At 74.0% G+C, this 23,372-nt stretch carries 19 protein-coding genes and 3 pseudogenes; 11 read left to right on the forward strand and 11 right to left on the reverse strand.

The window, feature by feature from the left end:
• Window positions 1–38: 38 nt before the first annotated feature.
• The gene (locus ACFV18_RS02685; RefSeq protein WP_380478467.1) at window positions 39–1,586 is read left to right on the forward strand and encodes an HtaA domain-containing protein; all 1,548 of its coding nucleotides are present in this window, start codon (window positions 39–41) and stop codon (window positions 1,584–1,586) included.
• 184 nt (window positions 1,587–1,770) lie between these two features.
• Window positions 1,771–2,193: pseudogene (locus ACFV18_RS02690) on the forward strand (NAD(P)H-binding protein); the annotation flags it as partial.
• A gap of 210 nt (window positions 2,194–2,403) precedes the next feature.
• On the opposite strand, the gene ACFV18_RS02695 reads toward ACFV18_RS02690, so the two are convergent.
• Together ACFV18_RS02695 and ACFV18_RS02700 are read right to left on the reverse strand one after the other, a co-directional pair.
• Complete coding sequence (locus ACFV18_RS02695; RefSeq protein ID WP_380479267.1) at window positions 2,404–2,724, reverse strand: hypothetical protein; 321 nt, start codon at window positions 2,722–2,724, stop codon at window positions 2,404–2,406.
• Between the two features lie 92 nt (window positions 2,725–2,816).
• Window positions 2,817–3,491 (reverse strand): heme oxygenase (biliverdin-producing), encoded by a 675-nt coding sequence (locus tag ACFV18_RS02700; RefSeq protein WP_380478468.1) that lies wholly within the window; start codon window positions 3,489–3,491, stop codon window positions 2,817–2,819.
• A gap of 146 nt (window positions 3,492–3,637) precedes the next feature.
• Here ACFV18_RS02700 and ACFV18_RS02705 point away from each other — a divergent pair, with 146 nt between their 5' ends.
• Window positions 3,638–4,402, forward strand: a complete 765-nt coding sequence (locus tag ACFV18_RS02705) for an SAM-dependent methyltransferase (protein ID WP_380478470.1) — start codon at window positions 3,638–3,640, stop codon at window positions 4,400–4,402.
• A 7-nt stretch (window positions 4,403–4,409) separates the two neighbouring features.
• On the opposite strand, the gene ACFV18_RS02710 is transcribed toward ACFV18_RS02705, so the two are convergent.
• A complete protein-coding gene (locus ACFV18_RS02710; RefSeq protein ID WP_380478472.1) occupies window positions 4,410–5,357 on the reverse strand; it encodes a hypothetical protein in 948 nt (315 codons plus the stop codon).
• 202 nt (window positions 5,358–5,559) lie between these two features.
• On the opposite strand from ACFV18_RS02710, the gene ACFV18_RS02715 reads away from it, so the two are divergent.
• Complete coding sequence (locus tag ACFV18_RS02715; RefSeq protein WP_380478474.1) at window positions 5,560–6,729, forward strand: serine hydrolase domain-containing protein; 1,170 nt, start codon at window positions 5,560–5,562, stop codon at window positions 6,727–6,729.
• Between the two features lie 45 nt (window positions 6,730–6,774).
• Here the strand turns inward: ACFV18_RS02715 and ACFV18_RS02720 are convergent, their stop codons facing one another.
• Window positions 6,775–7,809, reverse strand: a complete 1,035-nt coding sequence (locus ACFV18_RS02720) for a methyltransferase domain-containing protein (protein WP_380478476.1) — start codon at window positions 7,807–7,809, stop codon at window positions 6,775–6,777.
• 86 nt (window positions 7,810–7,895) lie between these two features.
• Here ACFV18_RS02720 and uppS point away from each other — a divergent pair, with 86 nt between their 5' ends.
• On the forward strand, window positions 7,896–8,672 hold the full coding sequence (gene uppS, locus ACFV18_RS02725; RefSeq protein WP_380478478.1) for a polyprenyl diphosphate synthase: 777 nt from the start codon (window positions 7,896–7,898) through the stop codon (window positions 8,670–8,672).
• A gap of 37 nt (window positions 8,673–8,709) precedes the next feature.
• On the opposite strand, the gene ACFV18_RS02730 is transcribed toward uppS, so the two are convergent.
• Window positions 8,710–10,347, reverse strand: coding sequence for an alkaline phosphatase D family protein (locus ACFV18_RS02730; RefSeq protein ID WP_380478480.1), 1,638 nt, complete (start codon window positions 10,345–10,347; stop codon window positions 8,710–8,712).
• A 137-nt stretch (window positions 10,348–10,484) separates the two neighbouring features.
• The gene (locus tag ACFV18_RS02735) at window positions 10,485–10,976 is read right to left on the reverse strand and encodes a YfbM family protein (protein ID WP_380478482.1); all 492 of its coding nucleotides are present in this window, start codon (window positions 10,974–10,976) and stop codon (window positions 10,485–10,487) included.
• A 726-nt stretch (window positions 10,977–11,702) separates the two neighbouring features.
• On the opposite strand from ACFV18_RS02735, the gene ACFV18_RS02740 reads away from it, so the two are divergent.
• Window positions 11,703–12,224 carry an NUDIX domain-containing protein gene (locus ACFV18_RS02740; protein ID WP_380478484.1) on the forward strand — a complete coding sequence of 174 codons (522 nt, stop codon included), beginning with the start codon at window positions 11,703–11,705 and terminating at the stop codon, window positions 12,222–12,224.
• 92 nt (window positions 12,225–12,316) lie between these two features.
• Window positions 12,317–13,123, forward strand: coding sequence for a GNAT family N-acetyltransferase (locus ACFV18_RS02745; RefSeq protein ID WP_380478486.1), 807 nt, complete (start codon window positions 12,317–12,319; stop codon window positions 13,121–13,123).
• A 7-nt stretch (window positions 13,124–13,130) separates the two neighbouring features.
• Here the strand turns inward: ACFV18_RS02745 and ACFV18_RS02750 are convergent, their stop codons facing one another.
• Window positions 13,131–13,910, reverse strand: a complete 780-nt coding sequence (locus ACFV18_RS02750) for a class I SAM-dependent methyltransferase (protein WP_380478488.1) — start codon at window positions 13,908–13,910, stop codon at window positions 13,131–13,133.
• A 195-nt stretch (window positions 13,911–14,105) separates the two neighbouring features.
• Between ACFV18_RS02750 and ACFV18_RS02755 the strand changes: the two genes are divergently transcribed.
• A complete protein-coding gene (locus ACFV18_RS02755; RefSeq protein ID WP_380478490.1) occupies window positions 14,106–14,711 on the forward strand; it encodes a hypothetical protein in 606 nt (201 codons plus the stop codon).
• 84 nt (window positions 14,712–14,795) lie between these two features.
• On the opposite strand, the gene ACFV18_RS02760 is transcribed toward ACFV18_RS02755, so the two are convergent.
• Window positions 14,796–14,969 (reverse strand): hypothetical protein, encoded by a 174-nt coding sequence (locus ACFV18_RS02760; protein ID WP_380478492.1) that lies wholly within the window; start codon window positions 14,967–14,969, stop codon window positions 14,796–14,798.
• Window positions 14,970–15,675: 706 nt separating this feature from the next.
• Between ACFV18_RS02760 and ACFV18_RS02765 the strand changes: the two genes are divergently transcribed.
• The 3 genes and pseudogenes from ACFV18_RS02765 to ACFV18_RS02775 form a co-directional block, all read left to right on the forward strand.
• Entirely contained in the window at window positions 15,676–16,401 is a 726-nt protein-coding gene (locus tag ACFV18_RS02765; protein WP_380478494.1) for a GNAT family N-acetyltransferase, read from the forward strand.
• A gap of 91 nt (window positions 16,402–16,492) precedes the next feature.
• Window positions 16,493–17,335, forward strand: a complete 843-nt coding sequence (locus tag ACFV18_RS02770) for an aminoglycoside phosphotransferase (RefSeq protein ID WP_380478496.1) — start codon at window positions 16,493–16,495, stop codon at window positions 17,333–17,335.
• 242 nt (window positions 17,336–17,577) lie between these two features.
• Window positions 17,578–17,649 (forward strand): annotated as a pseudogene (locus ACFV18_RS02775) (transcriptional regulator); the annotation flags it as partial.
• 144 nt (window positions 17,650–17,793) lie between these two features.
• Here ACFV18_RS02775 and ACFV18_RS02780 read toward each other — a convergent pair.
• The 3 genes and pseudogenes from ACFV18_RS02780 to ACFV18_RS02790 all read right to left on the reverse strand — a co-directional run.
• Window positions 17,794–18,147 (reverse strand): annotated as a pseudogene (locus ACFV18_RS02780) (class I SAM-dependent methyltransferase); the annotation flags it as partial.
• A 114-nt stretch (window positions 18,148–18,261) separates the two neighbouring features.
• The gene (locus ACFV18_RS02785; protein WP_380478498.1) at window positions 18,262–22,335 is read right to left on the reverse strand and encodes an SAV_2336 N-terminal domain-related protein; all 4,074 of its coding nucleotides are present in this window, start codon (window positions 22,333–22,335) and stop codon (window positions 18,262–18,264) included.
• 4 nt (window positions 22,336–22,339) lie between these two features.
• Window positions 22,340–23,335, reverse strand: a complete 996-nt coding sequence (locus ACFV18_RS02790) for an AAA family ATPase (RefSeq protein ID WP_380478499.1) — start codon at window positions 23,333–23,335, stop codon at window positions 22,340–22,342.
• Between the last annotated feature and the right edge of the window lie 37 nt (window positions 23,336–23,372).

Genomic DNA, 23,372 nt, shown 5'->3' on the forward strand with positions numbered 1-23,372 from the left:
TGTCCCCCTTTTCCCCCTTCACCTGGAGTCCTTCACCCATGTCCCGAACCACCACGTCCCACCGCAATCGCACCCGCCTGGCCGCCCTCGCCGCCGTCACCACCGGCCTCGGCCTGACCGCCTTCGGCCTGCCGGGCCTCGCGTTCGGCGCCGGCGCACCCCCCGCCGTCACGTACGACACGGGCTCGCTCGACTGGGGCGTCAAGGCGAGCTTCCGCACCTACGTCACCGGTCCGGCGGGCGGCGGCAGCGTCGAGCTGACCGGCGGTGCGACGCTCAACGCGGACGGCTCGTACCACTTCAACCTGGCCTCCGCCGGCTACGACATGACGACCCACTCGCTGAACGCGGCCTTCGACGGCGGGGTCCGCTTCCTCGCTCACGGCGGCGCGCTCGACGTGGCCCTCAGCGACCTGCGGATCACCACCAGCGGCACCACTGGCACCCTCACCGCCGACACCGCTTCCAAGGAGACCGTCGGCGCACCCACCCCGACGCTCCGCCAGGACGTCCCGCTGGCCACCTTCACCGTCGCCCGCGACACCACCAACGGCACCGCCACCCCGGCCAAGCTCACCGCAGAGGGCGCCAAGGCCTTCGCCGGCTTCTACCAGGCCGGCACCGAACTGGACCCGCTGTCCGTCGTCCTGAAGCAGTCCACCACTTCGCCGTCCCCGACCCCGAGCACCGAACCCAGCACCAAGCCGTCCACCCAGCCCTCGACCGAACCGACCGCCGCACCGTCCGCCAGCCCCTCCACCACTCCCTCCCCCTCCCCTTCCACCTCCGCCTCCACCTCCACCTCCAGCAGCCCCTCCCCCTCCACCCCGGCGACCAACGAACTGGCAGTCGTGGACGGCCGGTTGGAGTGGGGCGTCAAGGAGGGGTTCCGCAGCTACGTGACGGGGCCGATCGCGGGTGGCCAGGTGCAGTTCGACGGCGGCGCGAACGACTATCGCTTCGGGTCGGCCACCGGCAGCTACCGCACCGACACCCACGCGCTGACGGCCGACTTCGCGGGCTCGGTCCGCTTCCTCGGCCACCAGGCGGCTGACGGCCACTACGAGTTGGACACCCGGCTCTCCCACCTGGGCCTGCGGGTGGACGGCTCCGGCGCGTACCTGGTCGCCGACGTGGCCGCCGCCACTCGCGGGGGCGGCGCGCCGGTCTCCCTCCGCGGGGTGCGCCTCGCCGAACTCGACCTCTCCAAGGCCGACTTGAAGCCCGTCAACGGCGTGGTGACACTCCGCCAGGTGCCCGCCAAGCTCACCGCCGACGGCGTCCCGGCGTTCGGCACCTACCGCGCGGGCGAGGCCCTCGACGCCCTGACCGTCACCCTCTCCTTCGACCGCAACGCCACTCTCCCGACGCCGGGCACCGCCCCGAGCACCGGCACCTCGGGAACCTCCACCACCGACACCACCGACACCACCGGTACCACGGGCGCAACCCTCACCAGCACCAACGGCGAACTCGCCTTCACCGGCGGCGGAAGCAACTCGCTGCCCCTGCTCGCCACCGCCGCCGGCCTGGTCCTGCTGGGCGGCGCCACCACCGTCCTGGTCCGCCGCCGCACCACCGGCTGAAAGCCCTCGGGGCCCGGGCGGGAGCCTCAACTCCGCCCGGGCCCTCGGGCCTTCCGGTGCGCGGCGCGGCCGGTGAGCGGGTGACCGCTCGTAGGGTGGCGGGCATGCCGATTGTCATCGCGGGCGGCCACGGCAGGTCGCGCTTCTGACGTCTCGTCCACTCGCGGATCGGGGCCGCCGGGTGGTGGGGATCATCCGCCGCCCCGAGCAGGCCACGGGGGCGCGGGCCGCCGGCGCCGTGCTGGTCGTCGCCGATCTCGTCCGGGCCACCCCGGGGGAGCTCGCGCAGGTGCTTGCCGGCGCACACGCCGTGCTCTTCGCCGCCGGCGCGGGTCGCGGGGACTCCCCGGAGCAGGCGAACCCGGTCGACCACGACGCGATCCTCGCCCTCGCGGACGCGGCCCGACTCGCGGGGGTGCGCCGTTTCGTCATGCTCTCCGTCATGGGCGCGGATCCCGCCCGGCGCTATCCGGCCGATCCGCTGGTGGAGACCTTCCTTCGGGCCAGGGGCCGGACCGATCGGAGGCTGTTGTCCCGTCCGGCCTTGGACTGCACCGTCCTCCGCCCGGCCTGGTTCCGCGACGGGCCGGGCACCGGGCTGGTCGATCTCTCCGAGCACACCGGCCCCGGCGAGAGCGACCGCGTGGACGTCGCGGCCGTTCTGGCGGGCCTGCCCGCCCTGCCCGCCACCGCCCCGCGCGTCCTGGAGCTCATCTCCGGCTCCACGCCCGTCCATGAGGCGGTCGAACGAGTCGCCGCGCGCCGCACCGCCGGTGGAGCCGGGAGGCCATGGCCCTGCGCCCTCGCCCGGTTCCGCTCAGTCCTGCCCGTTCGGGGCCTGGCGTTCGGCGGCGAGGACGGCGAGTTCGCGCAGGCGGGTGAAGTACTCGCGGGCCCCGGCGTCCGCGGCGAGGGCGGGGAGGACGCGGTGGACGGCGGCGATGCCGTTCCGGAGGGCCTCGCGGCGGCGTTGGTCGAGCGGGCCGGTCAGGGCGGAGGACACGCAGCCGGCCAGGTGGCTGTCGAGCAGGACCAGGTCTTCGCCTGCGGGGGCCTGCCGGTAGCAGCTGCGTGGGAAGGGCAGGACGAGGAAGTCCTGCCACAGCTGGTCCAGCCGGTCGGGGTGCGTGTCGCTCATGGCGTCGATGATGCCCGAGCGAACAGCGGCGACGTCACCCCGTCCCGGCCTCCGGAAGAACAACCGAGTAACAACAAGCAATTGGCGATACGTCAGACAAGCCCCGGGTGCCGCTGCCCGAGCTCCGCGAATATCGCGCCGTTGAGCGTGAAGGCCCGCTTGCACTCCTCGGCGACCCGCCGGCGCTCCGTCTCGTCCATCAACTCCCCGGCGGCGTCCAGCTTGGCCCGGTAGTCGCGCTTGAACGCGGCGGGGTTGTCGATCTCCTCGAAGACGTAGAACCGGACGCCGTCGCCCTTCCGCTCGAACCCCCAGGTGCTTTCGGCCACGCCGCGGATGATCTGACCGCCCGACAGGTCGCCGAGGTAGCGGGTGTAGTGGTGGGCGAGGTAGCCAGCCGGCCAGCCGGTCGCCAGGGCGTGGATCCGCTCGGCGCAGGCGGTGGTGGCGGGCAGCGGGGCGAGGGTGTCGCGCCAGTCGGGGCCGGCCAGGTGGTCGAGGTCGCGTTCGATCGCGGCGGTGCGCAGCAGGGCGCGGTCGATGAACGGCCCGGCCGCGGGGTGTTCGGCGAGGGTGGCGAGGTGGGCCTCCAGCGCGCGGTAGACGTACCACAGTTGGCCGGTCAGGTCGGTGTAGGCCTCGATGCCGAGCCGTCCGCCGAGCAGGTCGCTCATGAAGGAGGACTGTTCGGCCGCCTGGTGCTCCTCCGCGCTGGCGGTGCGGAGCTGGGCGGAGAACGGGACGGGCAGCAGGGCGGAGCTGGGCATGAGGAAGGGCCTCCAGAGATCGAATTCCCCCAATGATATAGGTGAGCCTAACCTAACCAAGCTCGTTGCCGACACCCTGTCGGGAAACCCTCCCCGAACATCAACTCCCTCGCCCGCAGCGGCTCCCGAGTGCTTGAATGCTTGGCATGGACGCTTCCTTCGACGCCCTCCTCGACGAGGCCGCCACCGCCCCGGTCGACGGGTGGGACTTCTCCTGGCTCGACGGCCGGGCCACCGAGCAGCGCCCTTCCTGGGGCTTCCAGCGGCTGCTGGGCGAACGGCTCGCGGCCGCCACGGCCGCGCTCGACCTGCAGACCGGCGGCGGCGAGGTGCTGGCGGGCGCCGGAGTGAAGAACTTCCCGCCCACGCTGGCCGCCACCGAGGGCTGGCCGCCGAACGCCGCGCGGGCCACCCGGCTGCTGCACCCGATCGGCGCGACGCTGGTGACGCACGAGCAGGGCACGCCACTGCCGTTCTGCGGCGGCGCGTTCGACCTGGTGACCAGCCGCCACCCGATCGCGGTGCAGTGGCCGGAGATCGCCCGCGTCCTCACCCCCGCCGGCAGCTATTTCGCACAGCACGTCGGCGGCCGCTCCAACGTGGAGCTCAGCGCGTACTTCCTCGGCCCGTTCGAGGTGGGCGACGCGCGCGAGCCCGAGGTGGAGTCGGCGCAGGCCCGGGCGGCGGGGCTGGAGATCGTGCAGTGCCGCAACGAGCGGCTGCGGCTGGAGTTCTTCGACGTCGGCGCCGTGGTCTGGTTCCTGCGCAAGGTGGTCTGGGCGGTGCCGGACTTCACCGTGGAGCGCTACCGCGAGCGCCTGCGCGAGCTGCACGAGCACATCACCCGCGAGGGCGTGTTCGTCTCCACCACCTCCCGCACCCTGATCGAGGCCCGCAAGCCCGCAGCCTGACCCCCCGTCAGGCGAGCCACCGCACGGGGTGCCCGGCCGGGCCGGTGGTGAGCCAGCTGCCGTCGCCGAGCGGGTGCAGGTCGTAGGCGTGCTCGCCGTGGGTGGTCAGCTCACCGAGGACCCGGCCGTCGTGGGCATCGACGCGGTAGGTCCGGAACCACTCCTGCTCGTCCTCCGTCTCGCCGACCAGGACCAGCAGCAGGGTGTCCGCGTCCAGGTAGCCGCCGCTCCACTCGACGACGGCCTCCAGCTCCTCGGCGTCGTACCCGAAGTCGCCCACGGCGAGGGTGAGGTGCACCTCGCCGCCGGGAAGCGCCAGCACGGTGGCGTCCTCCTGGCTGTGATCGACCGTCAGCAGCCGGCGGCCGTCCGGCGACATGCCGATCGGGCACCGGTCGTCCCACGGCAGGTGCTCGACCTTCAGGCCGTCCGCGCTCAGTGTGCCCCGGTACACGGTGGTGCCGTCCTGGCCCTCACCGACATCGAGCAGCATCGCCCCGCCCGTCCGGTCCGCCCACTGCTCGCCCCCGTGGCCGGCCGTCTCCAGCCCGGCCTGCCCGAGCACCTCGCCCGTCCCGGCGTCCAGCACCGTCCAGCGGTCGGCCTCGCCCCGCCCGGCCATCGCGTCCGGCTGGTACACCCAGACGCTCCGCCCGTCCGGCGCCAGAGCGCAGTTGGGCGTGTGATTCCACGTCCCGTCCTTCTGCGGCCCGAACCCGAAGCGCCACATCTGCTCCCCGTCCGCGCTCACGCACACCACCCCGTCCGGCGTGGCGTAGGACGCCCGGCCGAGATCGGCCGCCACCGCGCGGCTCACCACCTCGTCCCCGGCCACCGGCCGGAACACGGCGGCGGGCACCAGCTCGCCCACCGTGTCCCCGTCGGGCCGGTAGGCGCAGATCCGGTCGTCCACCAGGCGCGTGACGACGGGGCGGTACTGCGAAGAGTCGCTCATGCCCGGGAGGTTAGCGGGCGCCCCTGACAAGCTCATCCTCCCCGTCGATCGACGGGGTCTCGATGCGTCACCTTCCGTCCGGAGAATGATCTTCCGGTGCGGTCTCTCCTCCCGGCGAGCGATGCCGTGCGAACGGTGCAGCCGTGAGGCTGTCGGGCGACGAACCCCCTTCCGATCTGAGCGTTTGTCGAAGGAGACTCGTGTGAAGAACTACCGATCCGCACTGCGGCTGGCCGCGTCCTTGCTGGCGGGTGCGTCGGTGCTGGCCCTCGCGCCCACGGCCGGGGCGGCCACCCCGAGCACCCCGGTGCCGCAGCGGGCCGCGCTCCAGCAGGGGCTGGACGCGCTGACCGTGCGGGCGGGCGCGAGTGGCGCGGTCGCCGAGGTGCGCGACCACGGGCGGGCGGTGTGGCGCGGCACCTCGGGCGTCGCGGACCTGACCACGCAGCAACCCGCGCCGGTGAACGGGGAGTTCCGGGCGGGCAGCATCACCAAGACCTTTGTCGCCACCGTCGTGCTCCAGCTCTCGGCGGAACGCCGGGTGGGCCTGGACGACCCGATCGAGCGCCACCTGCCGGGCATGATCCCGAACGGCGCGAACATCACGGTCCGTCAGGTGCTCAACCACACCGCCGGCCTGTTCGACTTCCTGGAGGACCCGCGCTTCGCGTACGAGTCGGACGAGGCGCTGCGCCAACTGCTCGCCGTGGACCGGTGGAAGACCCTCGCGGCCCGCGACCTGATCGCGATCGGCGTCTCGCACGAGCCGTACTTCGCGCCGGGCCAGGGTTGGCACTACTCGAACACCGACTACCTGGTGCTGGGCGAGCTGGTGCGGCAGGTGACCGGCAACGACTGGCGCACGGAGGTCGACCGCCGCGTGCTCCAGCCGCTGGGCCTGCGGCACACCTTCCTGCCGGGCACCTCCACCACCGTCCCGGGGCCGCACAGCCACGGCTACCTGGCGCTGTCCGACGGGCCGGCCGACATCACCGAGCTGAACCCGTCGATGGCGGGCGCGGCCGGTGAGATCATCTCCACCACGGACGACCTGGCGCGCTTCAACGCGGCGCTGCTCGGCGGCCGGCTGCTGGCTCCGGCGCAGCTCGCCGAGATGACCACCACGGTCGCGGCGGACGAGCAGCCGCCGACCCGTTACGGCCTGGGCCTGATGCAGCTGCGGACCTCCTGCGGCGAGGTCTGGGGCCACCCGGGCGGCATCCACGGCTACGTCACCTACCTGTTCGGCGACCGCGCCGGCACCCGCCAGATCGCCATCTCGGCCAACCCGTACGACCCGCAGAAGGGCGCCGAGCTGACCCCGGCCGTCCTCGGCCTGATCGACCTCACCTTCTGCGGCCCGAAGTCCTGACCCGCCGCACCGCCCCGCTCCCCGTCCGAGCGGGGCGGTCTGCGTTCAGGGTTTCTCGACGGTCACCACGTACAGCGTGACCGAGGCCAGGAACGGCCCGCGCGCAAGGTGGTCGAGGAAGTCCCCGGCCTGGCGGCGGCTCAGGTAACCTGCGGCGACGGCGCGTTCGGTGTTGCGGTGCAGTCCGAGCACCTGGTCGGCGGCGCGGACCTCGCGGTACACCGAGGTGACGGGGACGACCGACCGCACGTCGAAGCCGAACTGCTGGGCCAGCCTCGGTAGTTGGCGGCCGATCACCGGGTTGCGGACGATCCGGTCGGCGAGGTGGCTGGTCCAGGCGCGGGCGATGTCCAGGTCGGGGTGGTCGACGGCCAGGGTGTCCCAGTCGGGTTCGGCGGCGACCAGCCTCCCGCCGGGGCGCAACACCCGGTGGGCCTCGGCGAGGGCCCGGGGCACCTCGGCCAGGTGTTGCAGCAGCCGCTCGGCGCGCACCCGGTCGGCGCAGTCGGCGGCCAGCGGGAGCTTGTGCACGTCGGCATGCAGGACCCGGGTTCCCGGGAGGTCCCGGGCCCGCTCGGCGGCCTCCCGGACCATCGCCGGATCGTGGTCGATGCCGAGGACCCGCCCGCGGGCGGTGACGGCGCGGGCCAGCGCGTCCAGGTCGGTGCCGGGGCCGCAGCCCCAGTCGAGCACGTGTTGCCCGGGGCGGGCGTCGAGCGCGTCCAGCAGGATCTGCTTGTAGGCGCGGACCTGGTCGGTGGCGGCGAGCCGTTCCTGGTAGGCGATCCGGTCGGGGACGACGGTCTCGAAGAGCCGGCCGGTGACGTCGGCGAGCGCGCCCAACTCCCGTCCCAGCGCGGCCCGTCCGTCCTCGGTGAGCCGGATCGGGCGGCGCCGGCCGTCGCCGTCCAGGTAGGCGATCAGGCCTTTGCCGCGCAGCCGGGCGAGGGCGCCGGAGAGGCTGCCGCGGCCGAGCCGGGCGCCGGTCATCCGCTCGATGGCGGTGTTGACGGCGTAGCCGTGCAGGGGGCCGTCGGCGAGCGCGGTCAGTACGAGCATCTGGGCGTCGTTGGTGCGCACCTGGTTCCGTTCCGAATTCCCGATAGCACGCGACGCGTGCTATTCATGTCCCAGTATGCACCGGCCGATCCCTGAAGGACCGTCACATGCGCCTCACCGCCCCGCTGTACGCGCTGTACACCCGCCGCCTGCGCCGCCGTCTGACCGGCGCCGAGCTCCCCCGGCACATCGGCCTGATCATGGACGGCAACCGCCGCTGGGCCCGCGAACGCGGCCTCGCGGACACCCGCCTGGGGCACCGGTTCGGCGCGCAGCACGTGGGCTCGGTGCTGAACTGGTGCGAGACGCTGGGCATTCGGCACGTGACGGTGTTCGTGTGCTCGGCGGAGAACCTCCAGCGGCGCGGCAACGACGAGATCACCTTCCTGATGCGGGTGATCGAGGACGTCCTGACCGCCCACCTGGCCGTCCCCCGCCCCCGCTGGCAGGTCCACCTGGCCGGCGACCTGGACACCCTGCCGGACTCCACCGCCCGCGCCCTGAAACACGCGGTGGAGGCGACGGCCGACTGCCCCACCGGCGCCCAACTGACCCTGGCCGTCGGCTACGGCGGCCGCCAGGAACTGGTCGACGCCGTCCGCGACCTCCTGCACGAACAGGCCGACGCCGGCCGCCCGACCCGCCAGGTCGCCGACACCCTGACCGCCGAGGACATCGCCCGCCACCTCTACACCGCGGGCCGCCCCGACCCGGACCTGGTGATCCGCACCAGCGGCGAACAGCGCATGTCCAACTTCCTGCTCTGGCAGAGCGCCTACGCCGAGCTCTACTTCTGCGAGGCCTACTGGCCCGCCTTCCGCGAACTCGACTTCCTCCGCGCCCTGCGCGCCTACGCGGCCCGCCGACGCCGTTACGGCGCCTGACGGGCCGCCGCAGGTGCCGGGCGGGCCGTCGCAGGTGTCAGGCGGGGCGGATGCCCGGGTTGCCGGCCTCGGTGACGAAGGAGGCGGCGGTGAGGAGGGTGCCGTCGGGGCGGGTGATGTGGGTGACGGCCCGGTAGTCGGCGCGGGCGTGGTGGCGGTCGAGGGTGACGAGGGTGTAGCCGCGCCGGCCGTCGTAGAACTTCATGTGCGGGTTGGCGGCGGTCAGGGTGGCCCAGTTGGACGGGTGGGCCTCGCCGTCGCCGTCGCTGCTGATCGAGGTGCCGACGAACTCGACGCCCACGGTGCGGGAGTTCGGGTCGTCGAAGTCGCGCTTGACGTCGAGCGCGTAGGCGACGTGCACGTCACCGGTGAGCAGCACCAGGTTCTTGACGCCGGCCTGTTCGACGGCGGTCAGGAAGCGCTCGCGGGCGGCGGGATAGCCGTCCCAGGCGTCCATGGAGAGCTTGGAGCTGGCGGCGGTGGTGTTCTTGCGGCGGGAGAACACCACCTGCTGCGGGACGACGTTCCACAGCGCCTTGGAGCGGCGCAGCCCGTCGGCGAACCAGCGTTCCTGGGTGGCGCCCATCAGGGTGCGGTTCGGGTTCTGGGAGTCGGGGGTGGGGTACTGCCAGCCGTCGCCGTTGGCCTGGTCGTCCCGGTACTGGCGGGTGTCGAGGATGTCGAACTGCGCCAACTGCCCGTACTGGAAGCGGCGGTAGAGCGTGAGGTCGGTGCCGTTGGGCTTGGGCATCCGCAGCGGCTGGTTCTCCCAGTAGGCGCGGTAGGCGGCGGCGCGGCGGGCGACGAACGGCGCCGGGTCCTGGTTCTTCTCGGGGATGCCGGCGGCGTAGTTGTTCTCCACCTCGTGGTCGTCCCAGGTGACGTACCAGGGGTGGGCGGCGTGCGCGGCCTGCAGGTCGGGGTCGGTCTTGTAGAGCGAGTACCGCAGCCGGTAGTCCTCCAGCGTGGTGGTCTCGTGGCCGAGAGCGGCGGGCAGCACGCGGTCGGTGTACTTGCGGTCGCCGCCGACGGAGTCGATGCCGTACTCGTAGATGTAGTCGCCGACGTGGAACACCGCGTCCAGGTCCTCCTGGGCGAGGTAACGGTAGGCGGTGAAGTAGCCGTCCTCGTACGCCTGGCAGGAGACCAGCCCGAGCTTCGTGCTGTCGAGCTTGCGGCCGTGCGAGGGCGCGGTGCGGGTGCGGGCGACGGGGCTGGTCCACTGGCCGACGGTGAACCGGTACCAGTACGTGCGGGCCGCCTCCAGGCCGTCCGCGTCCACGTGCACCGACCAGTTGAACTCGGCGTGCGCCCGCGCGGTGCCGCGCCGCTCGACGCGGCGGAACCGCTCGTCCCGGGCGATCTCCCAGCCGACCTTGACGCTCCCCGCGGGCGGCATCCCGGCCCCGGGCTCCAGCGGACGCGGCGCGAGCCTGGTCCACAGCACCACCGCGTCCGGCAGCGGGTCACCGGAGGCGACGCCGAGGGTGAACGGGTTCTCGGTGAGGCTGCGCGGCGCGAGTTCCTTCTCGTCGGCGTGCGCGCTGGGCAGGTTGACGCCGAAGGCGAGCGCGGCGGCGGCCGAGGTGACGGTCAGGAACCGGCGCCGGTCGAGCCGCCCGGCGGCGGCGAGCAACTGCTGGTCGGGCGTGGGACGGGCGGAACTGCTGCTCATCGGACGGGGCACCTTTCGCTGGACGGGTCGGCGTGCGAAGGAGATTCGATCCGTCCTGGTGGTCTGCCCGTGGTCCTCGCCTTGGCAAACGAATGATCATTTGATGGCAAAGTCGTGAAGGCCGACGACATTCTCCGTCACTGATCGACGGTGAACACCACCGCCCGCCCCTCCTCGGCCGCCCGCCGGTAGAACTCCCGCAGGTCCGGCAGGAAGCACACCGTGTACGCCAGGTCCTCCTCGCCGCGCACACCCTCGTAGTCCTCGAACTCCAGCTCCGCGTACCGCCTCCGCAACCACGCCTCGTCGACCGGCTCCAACGCGGCCGCCACCGCCCGCACCTGCCCAGGATCCACGTAGCAGACCACGTAGTCCTCCCCGCCCAGCAGCGGCCGCCCGCCCAGCACCGCACGGGACAGCGGGAACTCCCCGTTCCCGTACTCCAGGCGACCGTCCGTCAGGCACCGGTGCAGCGCGTCCCACGCCTTGTCCAACTCGCACACCCGCGCCCCGTCCCAGGCCTCCTCCACCTCCTCGACCAGCGCCATCACCTCCTCATCCCCCTCACACGCCAACAGCCGCGCCCGCTCCCCCTCCGCCAGCGCGAACAGCACTCCCAGACACCCCATCCCGGCGCCCCCTTTCCGTCCCCGGAATTGAAGCGAACAGCACCGACAAATCCCACGCCGGACCGACCCAACCCCGCCCAAGGCTCCGCGGCGCGCACGACCTCCTGTCGGCACTGTGTGATCACCCGAAACCGACGCCCGGCCGGCTCGACGCCCTGGCGGCCGCCGAACTCCGGTACGGCCTCGCCGAGTTGACTGCCAGGGCTACGGGAAGGAGCGATCTTCCCGCAGGCGTGGTGGAGCCCAGCGCTCTGGGATTGCGCTCCGGATCGTCAGTGAAGGTGGCCCAGGACCGCGACTCGTGAACAGAACCACTGGGTGCGACGGTGGGCTCCTCGCCACCCTCCCGCTGCGCTGAACCGCTGAAGACCCCCGGATCGCAAACCCGCTCCGGCGCCCGGAGCTGAGGCCCGTGCCCTCGCTGTTCACGTGGCCGGGGTGCACAAACGTCCGGTCGATCTTCCGGACGGTCCCCCGGGACTTCCGCCGATCGCTCCCGACCCGCACCGTGCCGTCCGGCTCGATGCCCTCGCCCGTCACTCGGTGGGCCACGGTCCCGCCACGACGCTGGTGCAGGCGAGGACAGCGAGAATTCCGGCGGCAGCCACGCGGGCCGCACTGCGTCGGGACGGCTTCGGCCCGAACCCGGAGTTGCGCGACCGCGCCCCATCGCTTTCGACGGCTGCCACCGGCAGAACTGTCCGACCCGCGTCGTAGGGTGCCGCGATGGCCGCCCAGCAGACACCCCGAGGTCGATCCCTGGCCGCAGCAGCCGCTGACGCCGCGTCGGCCGCCGCCGAGTACGCCAACGCCCGCCACTGGTTCGCCACCGCACTGCGCACCGGCCGGGTCGAACCGCTGGGCGCCGAGGTCTGGGTCTTCGACCCGACCCTGACCCAGGTCCTGCTGGTGCAGCACCGCCTCCGGGGCTGGGTGCCGCCGGGTGGCGAGGTGGAGGCCGAGGAGACCCCGCGCGAGGCCGCTGCCCGCGAACTGCGCGAGGAGACCGGCCTTGTCGCGCAGCTGCTGCCGCAGCCGGCCGCCGCCACCGTCCGCTCGTACCTTCCGGATTTGCCGCCGACGCTCGGCCTGTCGTACGTCGCACTGGCCGACGCCGCAACCCCGCTCGCTCCCGAGGACGGGCAGCCGGCGGCGTGGCTGCCGCTCGACCGCCCGTGGACGAGTTGCTTCCCCGAGGACCGCCCCCGGATGCGCGACCACATCGAGCGCCTCGCCCACGGCCGCTGACCTGCACCCCGCGCACCAGCCGCGTCACCAGCACGTCGTGATCACGTAACAGCGCCAGGGTCACCGCCACCCACCCGCCTACGCTGCCCCGCATGAGCCTGACAGTTTCTGCCGTTGCCGCCGCGGGTGCGGCCTGGGTGTGGATGCCGGACGACGCCGAGGTCGTCGCGGAGCCGGAGTTCACGATCCTCCGCCTGCCCGACTACATCGCCTTCGACCTCTCGGTGGTCTCCTTCACGCCAACTCGCCCGCTGAACGAGGCCGTTGACGCGGTGGTGGCGCGGGCCCGCGCTTTCGGGCCGCCGGTGCTGGACTGGCAGGTGCTGCTCGGCGCCCCGGAGGGCCTGGAGGCCGAACTGTCCGCGCGCGGTGGGCGGGTGAAGCTCGAACTGGAGATCCTGGCCGCCGACCTGAGCAACGGCGCGCCCGTGCTCCGGCCGCCGACGGTGGACGTCGAGCTGCGCTGGGCCACGGACGTGGCGACGGCCCGGGACGGGCTCGCCATCGAGGCGGCCGCTTTCCGCGGCGAACTCCCGCCCGCCGAACGGATCGAGGCGGTCGCGGCAAAGAACACGGAGACCGTCCCGTCCGGCCTCGGCGGCCTGCTCGTCGCCTACGTGGACGGCGAGCCCGTCGGCACCGGCGGCGTCGCGATCGTGGACGGCGTGGCCCGGCTCACGGGCGGAGTGACGGCCCCGTCCTGGCGGGGACGCGGGGTGTACCGGGCGGTGCTGGACGCCCGGCTGAACTACGGTGCGGCGCACGGCGCGACGATGGCGCTGGTCAAGGCGAACCCGACCACCTCCGGCCCGATCCTGCGCGAGTCCGGCTTCACTGGTTTCGGCCCGGAACCGGTCTACGCGATCCCCCTCCACGACGGCCGGCCGGACCGGCACTGACAATGCCTCACAGCCGGCGGGCCCGCAGCACCCCGGTCAGCATCGGCAGGACGAACTCGCCGCCGGCCGTCTCCGGCCGGCCCGCCAGGAAGTCGCGGGCCCGGGCCAGCAGCGACTCCCGTTCGTGCTCCGGCATCACCAGCACCCCGGCCTTGGTGCCGAGCGTCGCCACCAGCGACTCGGCCGTCCGGCGCTGCCCGTGCGGGAACTCGGCCTGCTCGGCGGCCCCGAACCGGGCGGGCCCGCCGGCCGGAGGCAGGTGCATCCGGGCCGTCCCGGTGCGCCAGCTCGCGGGGACGTCGCGCGGCCCGATCGCCGCACTCCCCCCGACCTCGGCAAGCCCGGCGACCCACGCGACACTGTCGTCGAACAGGTTCCACAGCCCGGCCAGCACCCCACCGGGGGCCAGCACCCGGGCGATCTCGGTGCCGGCGGCGTCCATCTCGAACCAGTGCATCGCGTTGCCGGACAGCACCGCGTCAACCGACCCGTCCGGCAACGGAATCGACTCCGCACAGCCCGTCAGCGCCCGCACCTGCGGCAGCTCCCGGCGCAGCTCGGCCAGCATCGCGGGGTCGGGTTCGACGGCGACCACCTCGACGCCCGCCGCAAGCAGGCACCCGGTGAGCTTGCCCGTCCCGGCCCCGAGGTCCAACACCCGCCGCCCGGGCGCCGGCTGGAGCGCCCACCGGACGGCGGCGGGCGCGTAGTCCGGACGGTGTGCGGCATACGCGCCGGCGGCGGCGCCGAACGACGAACGGTGTCGCAGGTGGTCGTCGTCCGTCATGCCCGCGGCTCCTGCCGCCGCGCCGTCCCATGCATCCATCCGACGATCGTGACAGCCCCGCTCCGGCCGCTCCACCGAATTTCGGGCCCCGAACTGAGTACGAGTACGCTGTCGAACGGTCCATCGCGCGCGGAGGACTCCCTGCCGAGGGGACGGGCCGCCCGGGGCCCACCGCCGTCCTTTGGAGTGCTCGCCGTGAAACGTCCTGTCCTGGTCCTCGCCGCCGTCGCCTGCGCCACCACCGGGGCACTGACCGGCTGCGGCAGCAGGCACGTGACCGACTCCGGCCCGGCAGCGGCGCCCAAGCCTCGGTCGTCGGCGAGCATCAGCAAGGCCCAGCAGGAGGCGCAGGAACGCTGGCAGCGCCAACTCGCCGAAGTGGGCCGGAAGTTCCCCGACGTGGCGAAACTCTGTGCGGGCAGGTCCACCGCGCAGCCCTCCCCGCCGTCCGCCCCGTCCGGGTCGGACCCGGAGAACTCCAAGTACGCCGAGAACCACGCCTACTTGCAGACCGCGACCCTGACGGACAATCAGCGCTGCCAGGGCGAGGCCCACGCGGCCCGCATCACCGCGGCCGCCACCAGGACCACCCCCACCGACGAGACCCAGGCCCGCACCCTGCTGGCCGGCCTCGACTACCCCGAAGCCACCCTCACCCCCTACGGCGACGGCATCCACTTCACCCTCCCCGTCCCCGGCTCCGGCGGCTGTCTCACCGGCAACCTCTCCGCCCCCGCCCGCATCGAAGTCCACGGCGCCTACCTCGAAGGCGGCTGCGAACGCCCCCGCGGCGGCCACTGAACCCCCACCGCATGCCCTCGCCACCCCGTCGAGCGGTGTGCGCGGCGTGCGCAGCGGCGGCACGGCCGACCGGCGAGATCGCCATCAGCGGCCGGAGTACCGCCCAGTGATTCCAGCCGCGCGGGCCAGGACGTCAGCGGTCCGCGAGCCCGCCCGGACGGCGTGGTCGGCGGTGCTGCGCAGGCAGCGGTCGCGCTCGGGGACGAACTCGGTCATGACGACGCCGGCGTGGTCGGTCGCGACCTCGTCGAGCGACACCGGCCGGCCTCGTTCCGCGAGAGCCGTGCGCAGCTCGCGTGAGCGCCCAGCCACACCGGTATCGGCGGCGCCGGGTCGTCGATCGGGACGGTGCCGGTGCTCGGTGCCGCCGATCCGTACGCGCCGGCGATGCCCACGACGGCCTGCGGCCGCCAACTGCCGAATGCGGCGGGATTCAGCGCCACACCAGCGCCCCTTTGCCACCCGGCGACCAACCGCCGAGCACGATCCGCTCGGGTCCCCGCCGGAGTCGGCCGCGCTCTGCCGTGCGAAGGCGGCCGACTCCCTCAGGGGACCCGAGCACGATCCGCTCGGGTCCCCGCCGGAGTCGGCCGCGCTCTGCCGTGCGAAGGCGGCCGACTCCCTCAGGTGCGTTCGCCCGCCGTCCGGCGCGTCGGGGTACCAGTCCGGCACCAGGACGACGACGCGACGCTCCGCCGCAACGCGCGCGACGGGCGCGAGGACGTCCCGCTCGTTGGGGCCCCGGCCGTACCGGAGCAGCACTGCGGGCAACAACTCCGACGCATCCGCAGGCCGGTGGACGTCCATGAGCTTCCACTGACCCCGTACCGGAGCCCCGTCCTGACGACGACCTCTGCGGCCACCGCGACACCCCCACTCGTCGGACCACGAACGATGTCACGCTACCGACACGGATCAGCCGACCGGGCTGCCGGGCATGGCGCAGGCCGGGCAGGATGCGGCCATGACGAACTCTTCGCTGCTGCAAGCCGTTTGGCGTCGCTGGGAAGGACTGGCCGGGGTACCGGCCACCTTCCCGCCGCCCGGCGGGGCCACCGTCGTGGTCGAGCCGCGCTCCGGCCTGTGCCCGCCGGGGTGGGTCGGGCTGGTGGCGCTCGGCGGTGCGGTGCTCGCGACGGCGCCGGACGAGCGGCGGGCGCGGCTGGTGCGAGCGGCGTTGCGGGAGCGTCCGGCGGAGGTGGCCGGGGACGCCGAGCAGCTGCGCCAACTCCTGCCGACCGGTAAGGTGCTGGGCCCGGCAGCGCTCGCCCACCTCGCCCCGAACGGGCTCCTCCCACCGCCACCCAGCACCCTCACAGTGCGCCAACTCCCGCCCACCGACAGCCGGTTGCGTGACCTGGAGCACCGCTCCGGACAGGCGGACGCCAACGAATCGGGCCTCGAGGACCTCACCTCCCCCGTGTTCACCGTGCTCCTCGGCGACCGCGCGATCGCCGCCTGCGGCTACCGCACCTGGCCGTTCGACATTGCCCACCTCGGCGTGCTCACCGACCCCGCCCACCGCGGCCACGGCCTCGCCGGCCACACCGCCGCTGCCGCCGCCCGCCACGCCCTCGCCGCCGGTCTTCTCCCCCAGTGGCGGGCCCGCGTCCCGGCCTCCCGCCGGGTCGCGGCCCGGCTCGGCTTCAGCGAACTCGGCACCCAGGTGTCCATCGAGGTGCTTCTCTGACTTCACCCAGAAGAGTGGCCGCCGACTCTTGCCTTGGGTAGGCCGTAAAAGCGGGTGCGCCGGCCAGGCTGGTGTAGGCATGATCCTCAGCGTGACCGACCTGCCGAGCTCCTCTGTGCCACCCCGTTCCGTCCTCGATGCCTTCGGTGTGGAAGGCGACCCCGTCCCACTGGCCGGGGGGCAGGGACGCAGCGTTCTTGTCGGCGGCTTCGTCTACAAGCCTGCTGACGGAGCCGATGACTTCGTCGAGTGGGCTGCGTCCTTGTCCGAGAACCTCGCGCCTGCCGACGGTTTCCGTGTCCCGTTCCCGCTGCGGTCCGCTGACGGGCGGAGCGTTGTGGACGGCTGGAGTGCCAGCGAGTTCCTCAGCGGTGAGCACGGTCCGCGGGGGCACTGGGCTGGCGTTCTCGGTGCCGGCCGCGCCTTCCACGCTGCTCTGCGGCATCTGCCCCGGCCCAGCTTCCTGGATCGGCGGACCGATCCATGGGCTGTGGGCGATCGGGTCGCCTGGGGCGAGCAGGAGGTGACCGTGATCGAGGATCTCGCCGCGCCGTTTGCGAATCTGCTGGAGCTGAGGCGCCCGGTGGAGCAGGACGCAGCTCAGCTCGTGCACGGCGATCTGACCGGCAACGTGCTCTTCGCCGCCGATGAACCCCCTGTCGTGATCGACTTCTCGCCGTACTGGCGGCCGCCGATCTTCGCCGAGGCCGTCGTGGTGGCGGACGGCCTGCTCTGGTTCGATCCTCCGTCCAGCCTGCTCAAGGCCGGTGAGGACCACCCGGAGTGGCAGCAGATGCTGATTCGGGCATTGATCTTCAGGCTCGTCGCCCACAGTGAGAGCGCAGGGCCGTCGGGGCAGGCTCAGCCGGGTGAGCCGGCGCGCTATGCGAGGGCGACGGACCTTGTGGCGAAGTTGGTGGCGCGACAGAAGTAGTCCTTTCTCCTGACCGCCCAACACCACGACCAACGAAGAGAGAAAGGTGTAGATAGCGGTGCACTGAAGGTGATCAGGCCCCGGCAACACCGAGGTGGGTTCGGTGGTGGCGCGGGGTCTCGATCTCGTCGAGCAGGGCACGGGCGACGTCGCCGTGGGTGACACGGGCGGCGAAGTCGCCGGTCGCGACGGCGTAGTGGCCGGTGGTTGTGGCGGTGCTCACCGCGTCGCTCCGAGCCCTGGTGCGCGACGGTTTTGTCCTCGGCACCGTCCACACCGGCCCAGCCCGCCGCGTCGAGCACGAGCTGACGCCGCTCGGCCGCAGCCTCCTCGGTCTGCTGGCCACCGCCCTTGCCTGGGCCGAGGCCCACCTGGGAGAACTGCTGGGCACCCGCGAGGCGGCCGTCCGAACCGCCCGGGCTAACGCCGCCCCGACACCAGCAAGGCCGCGTGCGGCAGTTGCCGACCACGGCATCGAACGCGCCGTCCGCGAACGGGAGTTCGGGGAGGGTCGCGACGCGCAGTTCGGCCTCGGGCGCGGCCCGCCCGGCTTCGGCCAGCATGCCCGGTTCGGCGTCCACGGCGGTGACGCGGGCTCCGCGGGCGCAGGCCGCCACCGCGGCGGTGCCCGTCCCGGTGCCGACGTCCAGCACCGTGCTGCCGGGCCGGACCTCGGCGGCGTCGAGCAGTGCGGGCACGGGGTGGGCGCACAGCCGGGCGACGCTCGCGGCGTAGGCGGTGGTGCTCCTGGCCCAGATCCGGCGCTCCAGCGCGTCGAACGCGTCCACCTCCGCCTCGGCGACCTCGCTCATCCCCGCACCCTCCCGCATCTCGACCGCCCCGCATCGGCCACGAATCCTGCCAGACTCTCGCGCAGCCGCCAGGTCCACTGCGCCGCCGTCGGGCCGACGTCCGGTGCCTCGTGGTCAGCGGGGAAGGCTGAGGTCGGCCACCGCGCGGCGCAGCAGGGCGCGGACGGACGCCGGGCTCAGGCCCTCCGTCGAGACCACCGGGGCCCCGCGCAGCGCCTGCGCGGTCGCCCGGCCGTCGGTCTCGACGACAACCAGGCGGGTGGCCGCGACCGCGACGAGCAGGGGCATCCAGGCGGGGTGGCGGTCGGTCCAGGTGATCGCGGTTCGGGAGAGCAGCAGGACGACGTTGCTGCCCCGGCCGGCCTCGGCGAGGAGTTCGGAGCGTCCTTCGGTGGAGTCGAAGCGGTGGACGTGCACCGGGAGTTCGCCGAAGCACTCCCGGATGCGGTCCACCCACTCGTCGGTGGGCTCGCAGTGCGCGAGGACGAGCGGGGTGGCGGCGGGGTCGGGGACGCGGGTCAGCTCCAGGTACTGCTCGCGCAGGCGGGCGGCGACCCGCCAGGTCTCGGCGGGCCGTGACTCCCGGTCGTCGGCGAGCAGTTCACCGACCAGCCGGCGCAGGTCGAGCGGCACGGCCAGGGGCAGCAGTGAGACGGCGTCGGCCCGCATGTAGTGCCTCGCCAGGACCTCGTCCGGGAGCGGCCGCGCCAGGCCGGTGAACAGCGACACGGCCAGGACGCCCAGCGAGTACAGGTCGTCGGCCTGCCGTCCGGTGGAGCCGGCCCGGACCTCCGGCGCCGCGTACGGGAGGGCGTGGGCGAGCGGCGCGCCGCCGGGGTCGGCCGGTCCGGGCGCGGCGAGCAGCGCGGCGCCGTCGGGGCCGATCAGCACCTCGTGCGGGGAGACGCTGCCGTGGTGCAGGCCCCGACGGTGGAGGGCGTCCAGGGCGCCGGCGAGGTCGGTGAGCCAGCGCAGTGCGTCGGCGATCGGGACGGGCGAGTCCGGCCGGTCGAGGAGTTCGACCAGCGGGCTGCCCTCGCCCCAGGCGGAGACCACGCAGCCGAGGCCCGCGGACACGCCCGCCGCGAGCAGCGGCAGCAGGTGCTCGCTGTCGGCGGACGGCTCCTGGCTCTCCTGCGGCTCGGGTCGGCCGACGGGCCACGGCCGTGCCTTGATCAGCACCCAATCGCCCGTGGCCGGGTTTCGGCCGATCCACGGCCCGCCCAGCTGCCGGACGGTCCGGTACCGGTGGCCGGCCACTCGCACCTCCTCGGGCACCTCGAAGGTGTGCGGCGGCCCGGCGGGCACCCGGGCCGGCGGCGCTGCGGCCGGGCCCGGCCCGGCGGGCTCGCGGGTCAGCGGCTCGCCGACGCCGACCGAAGGGACGGGCCGCAGGATGTCGATGGCGGTGCGCAGCGAGGGGCGGCCGTCGGCATCGACGGTCACCACGCACGGAGTGCCGGCGTCGGGCACGGCATGCACGGAGCCGCCCGGCGGCGGCTCGACGGTGACGGGCGGATTGCCGAGGCTGAGCAGGTCCCAGACCTCGGCGGCCCCGTCGGGGCGGACGGTCACGGCGTAGGGCTCGGCGAGGACGGCGTCCGTGATCGGCATGGGGATTCCGCTCCGGACCCGGAACTCCAGGCCCATGGCGAGGCTCCAGTGCCGGATCGTCCCGTCCGAGCCGAGGGTGACCACGGTCGGGTCCTCGCGGTCCGATCCGGCGAACACCTTGAGCACCGGCCCGCTGTGCCCGGTCAGGACCACCGGGGTGCCCCCGCGTGGCAGGTCCCTGGCCACCACGCTGCCGTCGTCGTGGCCGGTGACCGCGACCGGCAGATCGTTCCATTCGGCCACGGTGAGGTCGGTCGCCGCGGCTCGGTGGGCGAGCGTGCCGACCGGGTCGAGGCTGCGCAGGCTCCGCACCGTCGACCTGCCGCCCGCCTCGACCGTGACCGAGTGGACGTCGTCGAAGGCGGTGACGGTGGTCAGCCGGGTCACCGCCCGTCCCGTTCCGGTCCGGTGGCGCAGCGTCCCGGTGCTGAGGTCCCAGACCCGGAGGATGTCGTCCGCGCCGGCCGTGACGAGGTGCGGCCGGCCGTCGAGCTCGGTCGGCACCAGGTGGGTCACCGGGCCGGTGTGGCCGGTCAGCGTGGACCGCAGCCGTCCCTCGGCGACGTCCCACATCCCGATGGATCCGTCCGCCATGCCGACCAGCGCCCACGGCTGGCCGTCCAGCATCGCGGTGGCGACCTGGGTGATCCCGCGGCTGCCGCTCGGCATCAGCACCGTCCGCCCGGTACCGGACTGCCACGCCGTCAGGCCGTGCGCGCCGTACGTCAGGATGTACCGTCCGGCGCCCGACCCGGCGAAGGCGACTCCGCTGCGCGACTCCGGGACGGCCGCCTCCCAGGCGTCAGCGTCGTCGGGCAGCGAGGTCCGGCCGGCGGCGGGCCGGACGTCCGCCTGCTGCATTGCACGGTCAAGGCCGGCCGGGGCAGCCGGCCCGGCGGGTTCCAGGGTGACCCCGAGGTGGCGCAGCAGGCTGGGCCCGATCCGGGCGAACGGGACGCCGGCCGGGGCGACGTCGCTGGGGAGGCGGGTGTCGGCGAGCCAGGCGGGGAAGTCCGGCGAGCGCCCGAGGAGGGCGGCGACCCGGTGCGAGACGTCGCGGGCGACGGTCAGCAGGCCGACGGCGGGGACGGCCTCGAAGAGTTCCTGTTTGACTTCCTCCGCCAGGTCGAACATCCGCTGGTTGGGCGGGAGTTCGGCGCCGTTCGGGCCCGGCGCGGCGACCGGGCGGAGCAGGCCGCCGAGGAAGACCTCGGCGAGTGGCAGGGTGCCGGCCCGGCCCGCCGGGTCGAGGGCGGACTGCACCAGTCGCATCACGGGGACGCTGACCGGGGCGAGCCCGGCGACGTGCGCGGCGAGCCGGTGCGCGGCGGGCGAGGCGGCGGCGGTGAAGCGCCGGAACCGGGCCAGCGGGTCGGCCGGCCGCCTCGTGCGGGGCCCGGGCGCGGCGTTGGGGTCGCGCGGCTGCCAGAGCGGGATCTCCTGCTCGGCGCGGGTGCCGGCGGCGAGCCGGGCCCAGTCGGACAGCGCGGCGGGGGTGAGCTCCAGGACGGGCACGGGCACCCGGTCGCCGGGCCGGCGGTCGGTGGCCTGCGGAAGCAGCGGGTCGCGCACCCGCCAGGCGGAGTTGGGTGAGCCCTGCCGTTCGACCCGGACGGTGTGGTGGCGGGCCGCCAGCCCGGTGCCGGCCCACAGCCGGCGGGGCAGCGTATGGACCACGGCCAGCGGCCCGGCCCGGCCCCAGTCGTCCAGGACGCGCTGCATCCGGCCGTCGCGCCAGGCCAGCCCGGCGCCGTCGCTGACCACCACCATCAGGGTCTGCCCGGTGGGGTCGGTGACCGCGCGGGGCGGGACGGTGCCGGGGGCGGAGGTGAACGGTCTGGGCCGCAGCGCGACCGGGCCTGGCCCGCGCGAGCGCAGCCCGAGCACCTTCACCTGCCGGAACGCGCCGGTGTGCTGGAACAGGTCGGTGAGTTCGGTGGCCAGGCGGCGCCACAGCAGCATCGACACCCCGTCGTCGACCACCAGCACGCACCGCAGCCGGCGTTCCCGCTCGGGGCGCAGCACCACGGTGGGCAGCCGGGTCTCGGCGACCGCTTCGGCCGAGGCGGTCTCGTCGAGGCGCAGTTCGTGCCGGCTGGGCCGGTGCAGGCGCAGCGGGCGCAGGCTGCGGGCGAGCAGGCGTTCCTGGTCGAGTTCCTTCGGCTCGGGGACGCGGATCGCCTGGCTGCCGCCGGGCGCGGTGCATGCGGGCGCGGTGGGCTGCCGGGCGGCGTGCAGCGGCATGGCGGTCGGCGGGCCGTGCGGGGTGCGGCGCGAGGTGGTGCGGTCGGGGGCGGGTGCGGCGGGTCCGGGCGCCGGACGGTCGGGCTGCGCGGGGCCGTCGGGTGCGGGTCCGGCGGGCGGGAGCACCGGCGCGGGGTCGGCGGGCAGGGGGTGCGGGGCCGGGGGCGCCGGCGGCTGGGAGTCGGGTTCGGTTCGGGTGGGCGCGGGGAGGCGGTCGGCGAGCCAGAGCACGTCGAGCAGGGTGTCCGTGTCCAGCGTGAAGCCGGCCGCGGCAATCGCGTCGAGCGCCCGCCGTGCCGTGTCCCGGTCCCCGCCTCCGCCCCCGGTCATCGGGTCAGCTGCCCTCGCCGAGGCTGCGCAGGACCGCGCGGTGCACGTGGTCGCGGTCGGCGGGGGCCCCGCCGTGGCGCAGGAAGACCGCGTTGAGCAGTTGGTCGGTGGCGAGTTCGCCCTCGGCGCGGCGGGCCAGGAAGTCGTCGAGCAGGGCCTCGGCGCTGCCCAGTGCCTCGCTGCCGAGGTGGGTGCCGATGATGTCGAGGAGCCGGTCGCGGTCGGGTTCGGGCAGGTCGAGGCGGAGGCAGCGGCGCAGGAAGGCCGGCGGGAACTCGCGCTCGCCGTTGCTGGTGATCACCACGACGGGGAACTCGGTGCAGGTGATCCGTCCGGCGCGGACCAGGGCGGGCGGGCCGTCCGGGTCGGCGGTCCGGACGGTCACCTCGGCGCCGGCCGTGCCGTTGGCGGCGTCCTCGCGGCTGCGGGCGAGTTCGGGGATGTCGAAGAAGCCGTTCTCGAAGACGGTGAGCAGGTCGTTGGGCAGGTCGATGTCGCCCTTGTCGAGTTCGTCGACCAGCAGCACCCGCGGCAGCTCGCCGGGCACCAGCGCGGTGCCGACCGGGCCGAGGTGGACGAACTCGCCCGGGTCGGCGTCGGCCCCGGCGCCCTCGGCGGCCGGGCGGGCGCTCTCCCGCAGCCGCCCGATCGCGTCGTAGCGGTACAGCGCGGCCTGCAGGGTGGAGCGCGAGTTGATCGGCCAGTGCAGGACCTCGCCCAGCCCCAGTTCGTGGGCGAGCGCGTACGCCAGCGAGGACTTCCCGGTGCCCGGCTTGCCGGTGACCAGCAGCGGGCGGCGCAGGTGCAGGGCCGCGTTGACGATGTCGGCCTCGGCGGGGCCGAGCCGGTAGGGGTGGACCGGCGGGCCGTCGGTGGCGGTCGCGGCCCCGAAGCGCCGCCAGGGCGGGGCCTCGGGCATCCGGGCGACGGGCCGGCTGACGCCGTCGCCCCGGAACAGGCCCCAGGAGGTCCGGCCGGTGTCCTCACTCGTCGAGCTCATCGAGCCGTTCTCCCTCGTCCGCCCGGCGTGCGCCGGT

The sequence above is a fragment of the Kitasatospora sp. NPDC059673 genome, assembly GCF_042734215.1.
Classification (GTDB): Bacteria; Actinomycetota; Actinomycetes; order Streptomycetales; family Streptomycetaceae; genus Kitasatospora.

Coding starts and splice junctions, on each gene's coding strand:
- ACFV18_RS02685 (WP_380478467.1), top strand. CDS start 39: ATGTCCCGAACCACCACGTCCCACCGCAATCGCACCCGCCTGGCCGCC.
- ACFV18_RS02695 (WP_380479267.1), bottom strand. CDS start 2,724: ATGAGCGACACGCACCCCGACCGGCTGGACCAGCTGTGGCAGGACTTC.
- ACFV18_RS02700 (WP_380478468.1), bottom strand. CDS start 3,491: ATGCCCAGCTCCGCCCTGCTGCCCGTCCCGTTCTCCGCCCAGCTCCGC.
- ACFV18_RS02705 (WP_380478470.1), top strand. CDS start 3,638: ATGGACGCTTCCTTCGACGCCCTCCTCGACGAGGCCGCCACCGCCCCG.
- ACFV18_RS02710 (WP_380478472.1), bottom strand. CDS start 5,357: ATGAGCGACTCTTCGCAGTACCGCCCCGTCGTCACGCGCCTGGTGGAC.
- uppS (WP_380478478.1), top strand. CDS start 7,896: ATGCGCCTCACCGCCCCGCTGTACGCGCTGTACACCCGCCGCCTGCGC.
- ACFV18_RS02730 (WP_380478480.1), bottom strand. CDS start 10,347: ATGAGCAGCAGTTCCGCCCGTCCCACGCCCGACCAGCAGTTGCTCGCC.
- ACFV18_RS02735 (WP_380478482.1), bottom strand. CDS start 10,976: ATGGGGTGTCTGGGAGTGCTGTTCGCGCTGGCGGAGGGGGAGCGGGCG.
- ACFV18_RS02740 (WP_380478484.1), top strand. CDS start 11,703: ATGGCCGCCCAGCAGACACCCCGAGGTCGATCCCTGGCCGCAGCAGCC.
- ACFV18_RS02745 (WP_380478486.1), top strand. CDS start 12,317: ATGAGCCTGACAGTTTCTGCCGTTGCCGCCGCGGGTGCGGCCTGGGTG.
- ACFV18_RS02750 (WP_380478488.1), bottom strand. CDS start 13,910: ATGACGGACGACGACCACCTGCGACACCGTTCGTCGTTCGGCGCCGCC.
- ACFV18_RS02765 (WP_380478494.1), top strand. CDS start 15,676: ATGACGAACTCTTCGCTGCTGCAAGCCGTTTGGCGTCGCTGGGAAGGA.
- ACFV18_RS02785 (WP_380478498.1), bottom strand. CDS start 22,335: ATGACCGGGGGCGGAGGCGGGGACCGGGACACGGCACGGCGGGCGCTC.
- ACFV18_RS02790 (WP_380478499.1), bottom strand. CDS start 23,335: ATGAGCTCGACGAGTGAGGACACCGGCCGGACCTCCTGGGGCCTGTTC.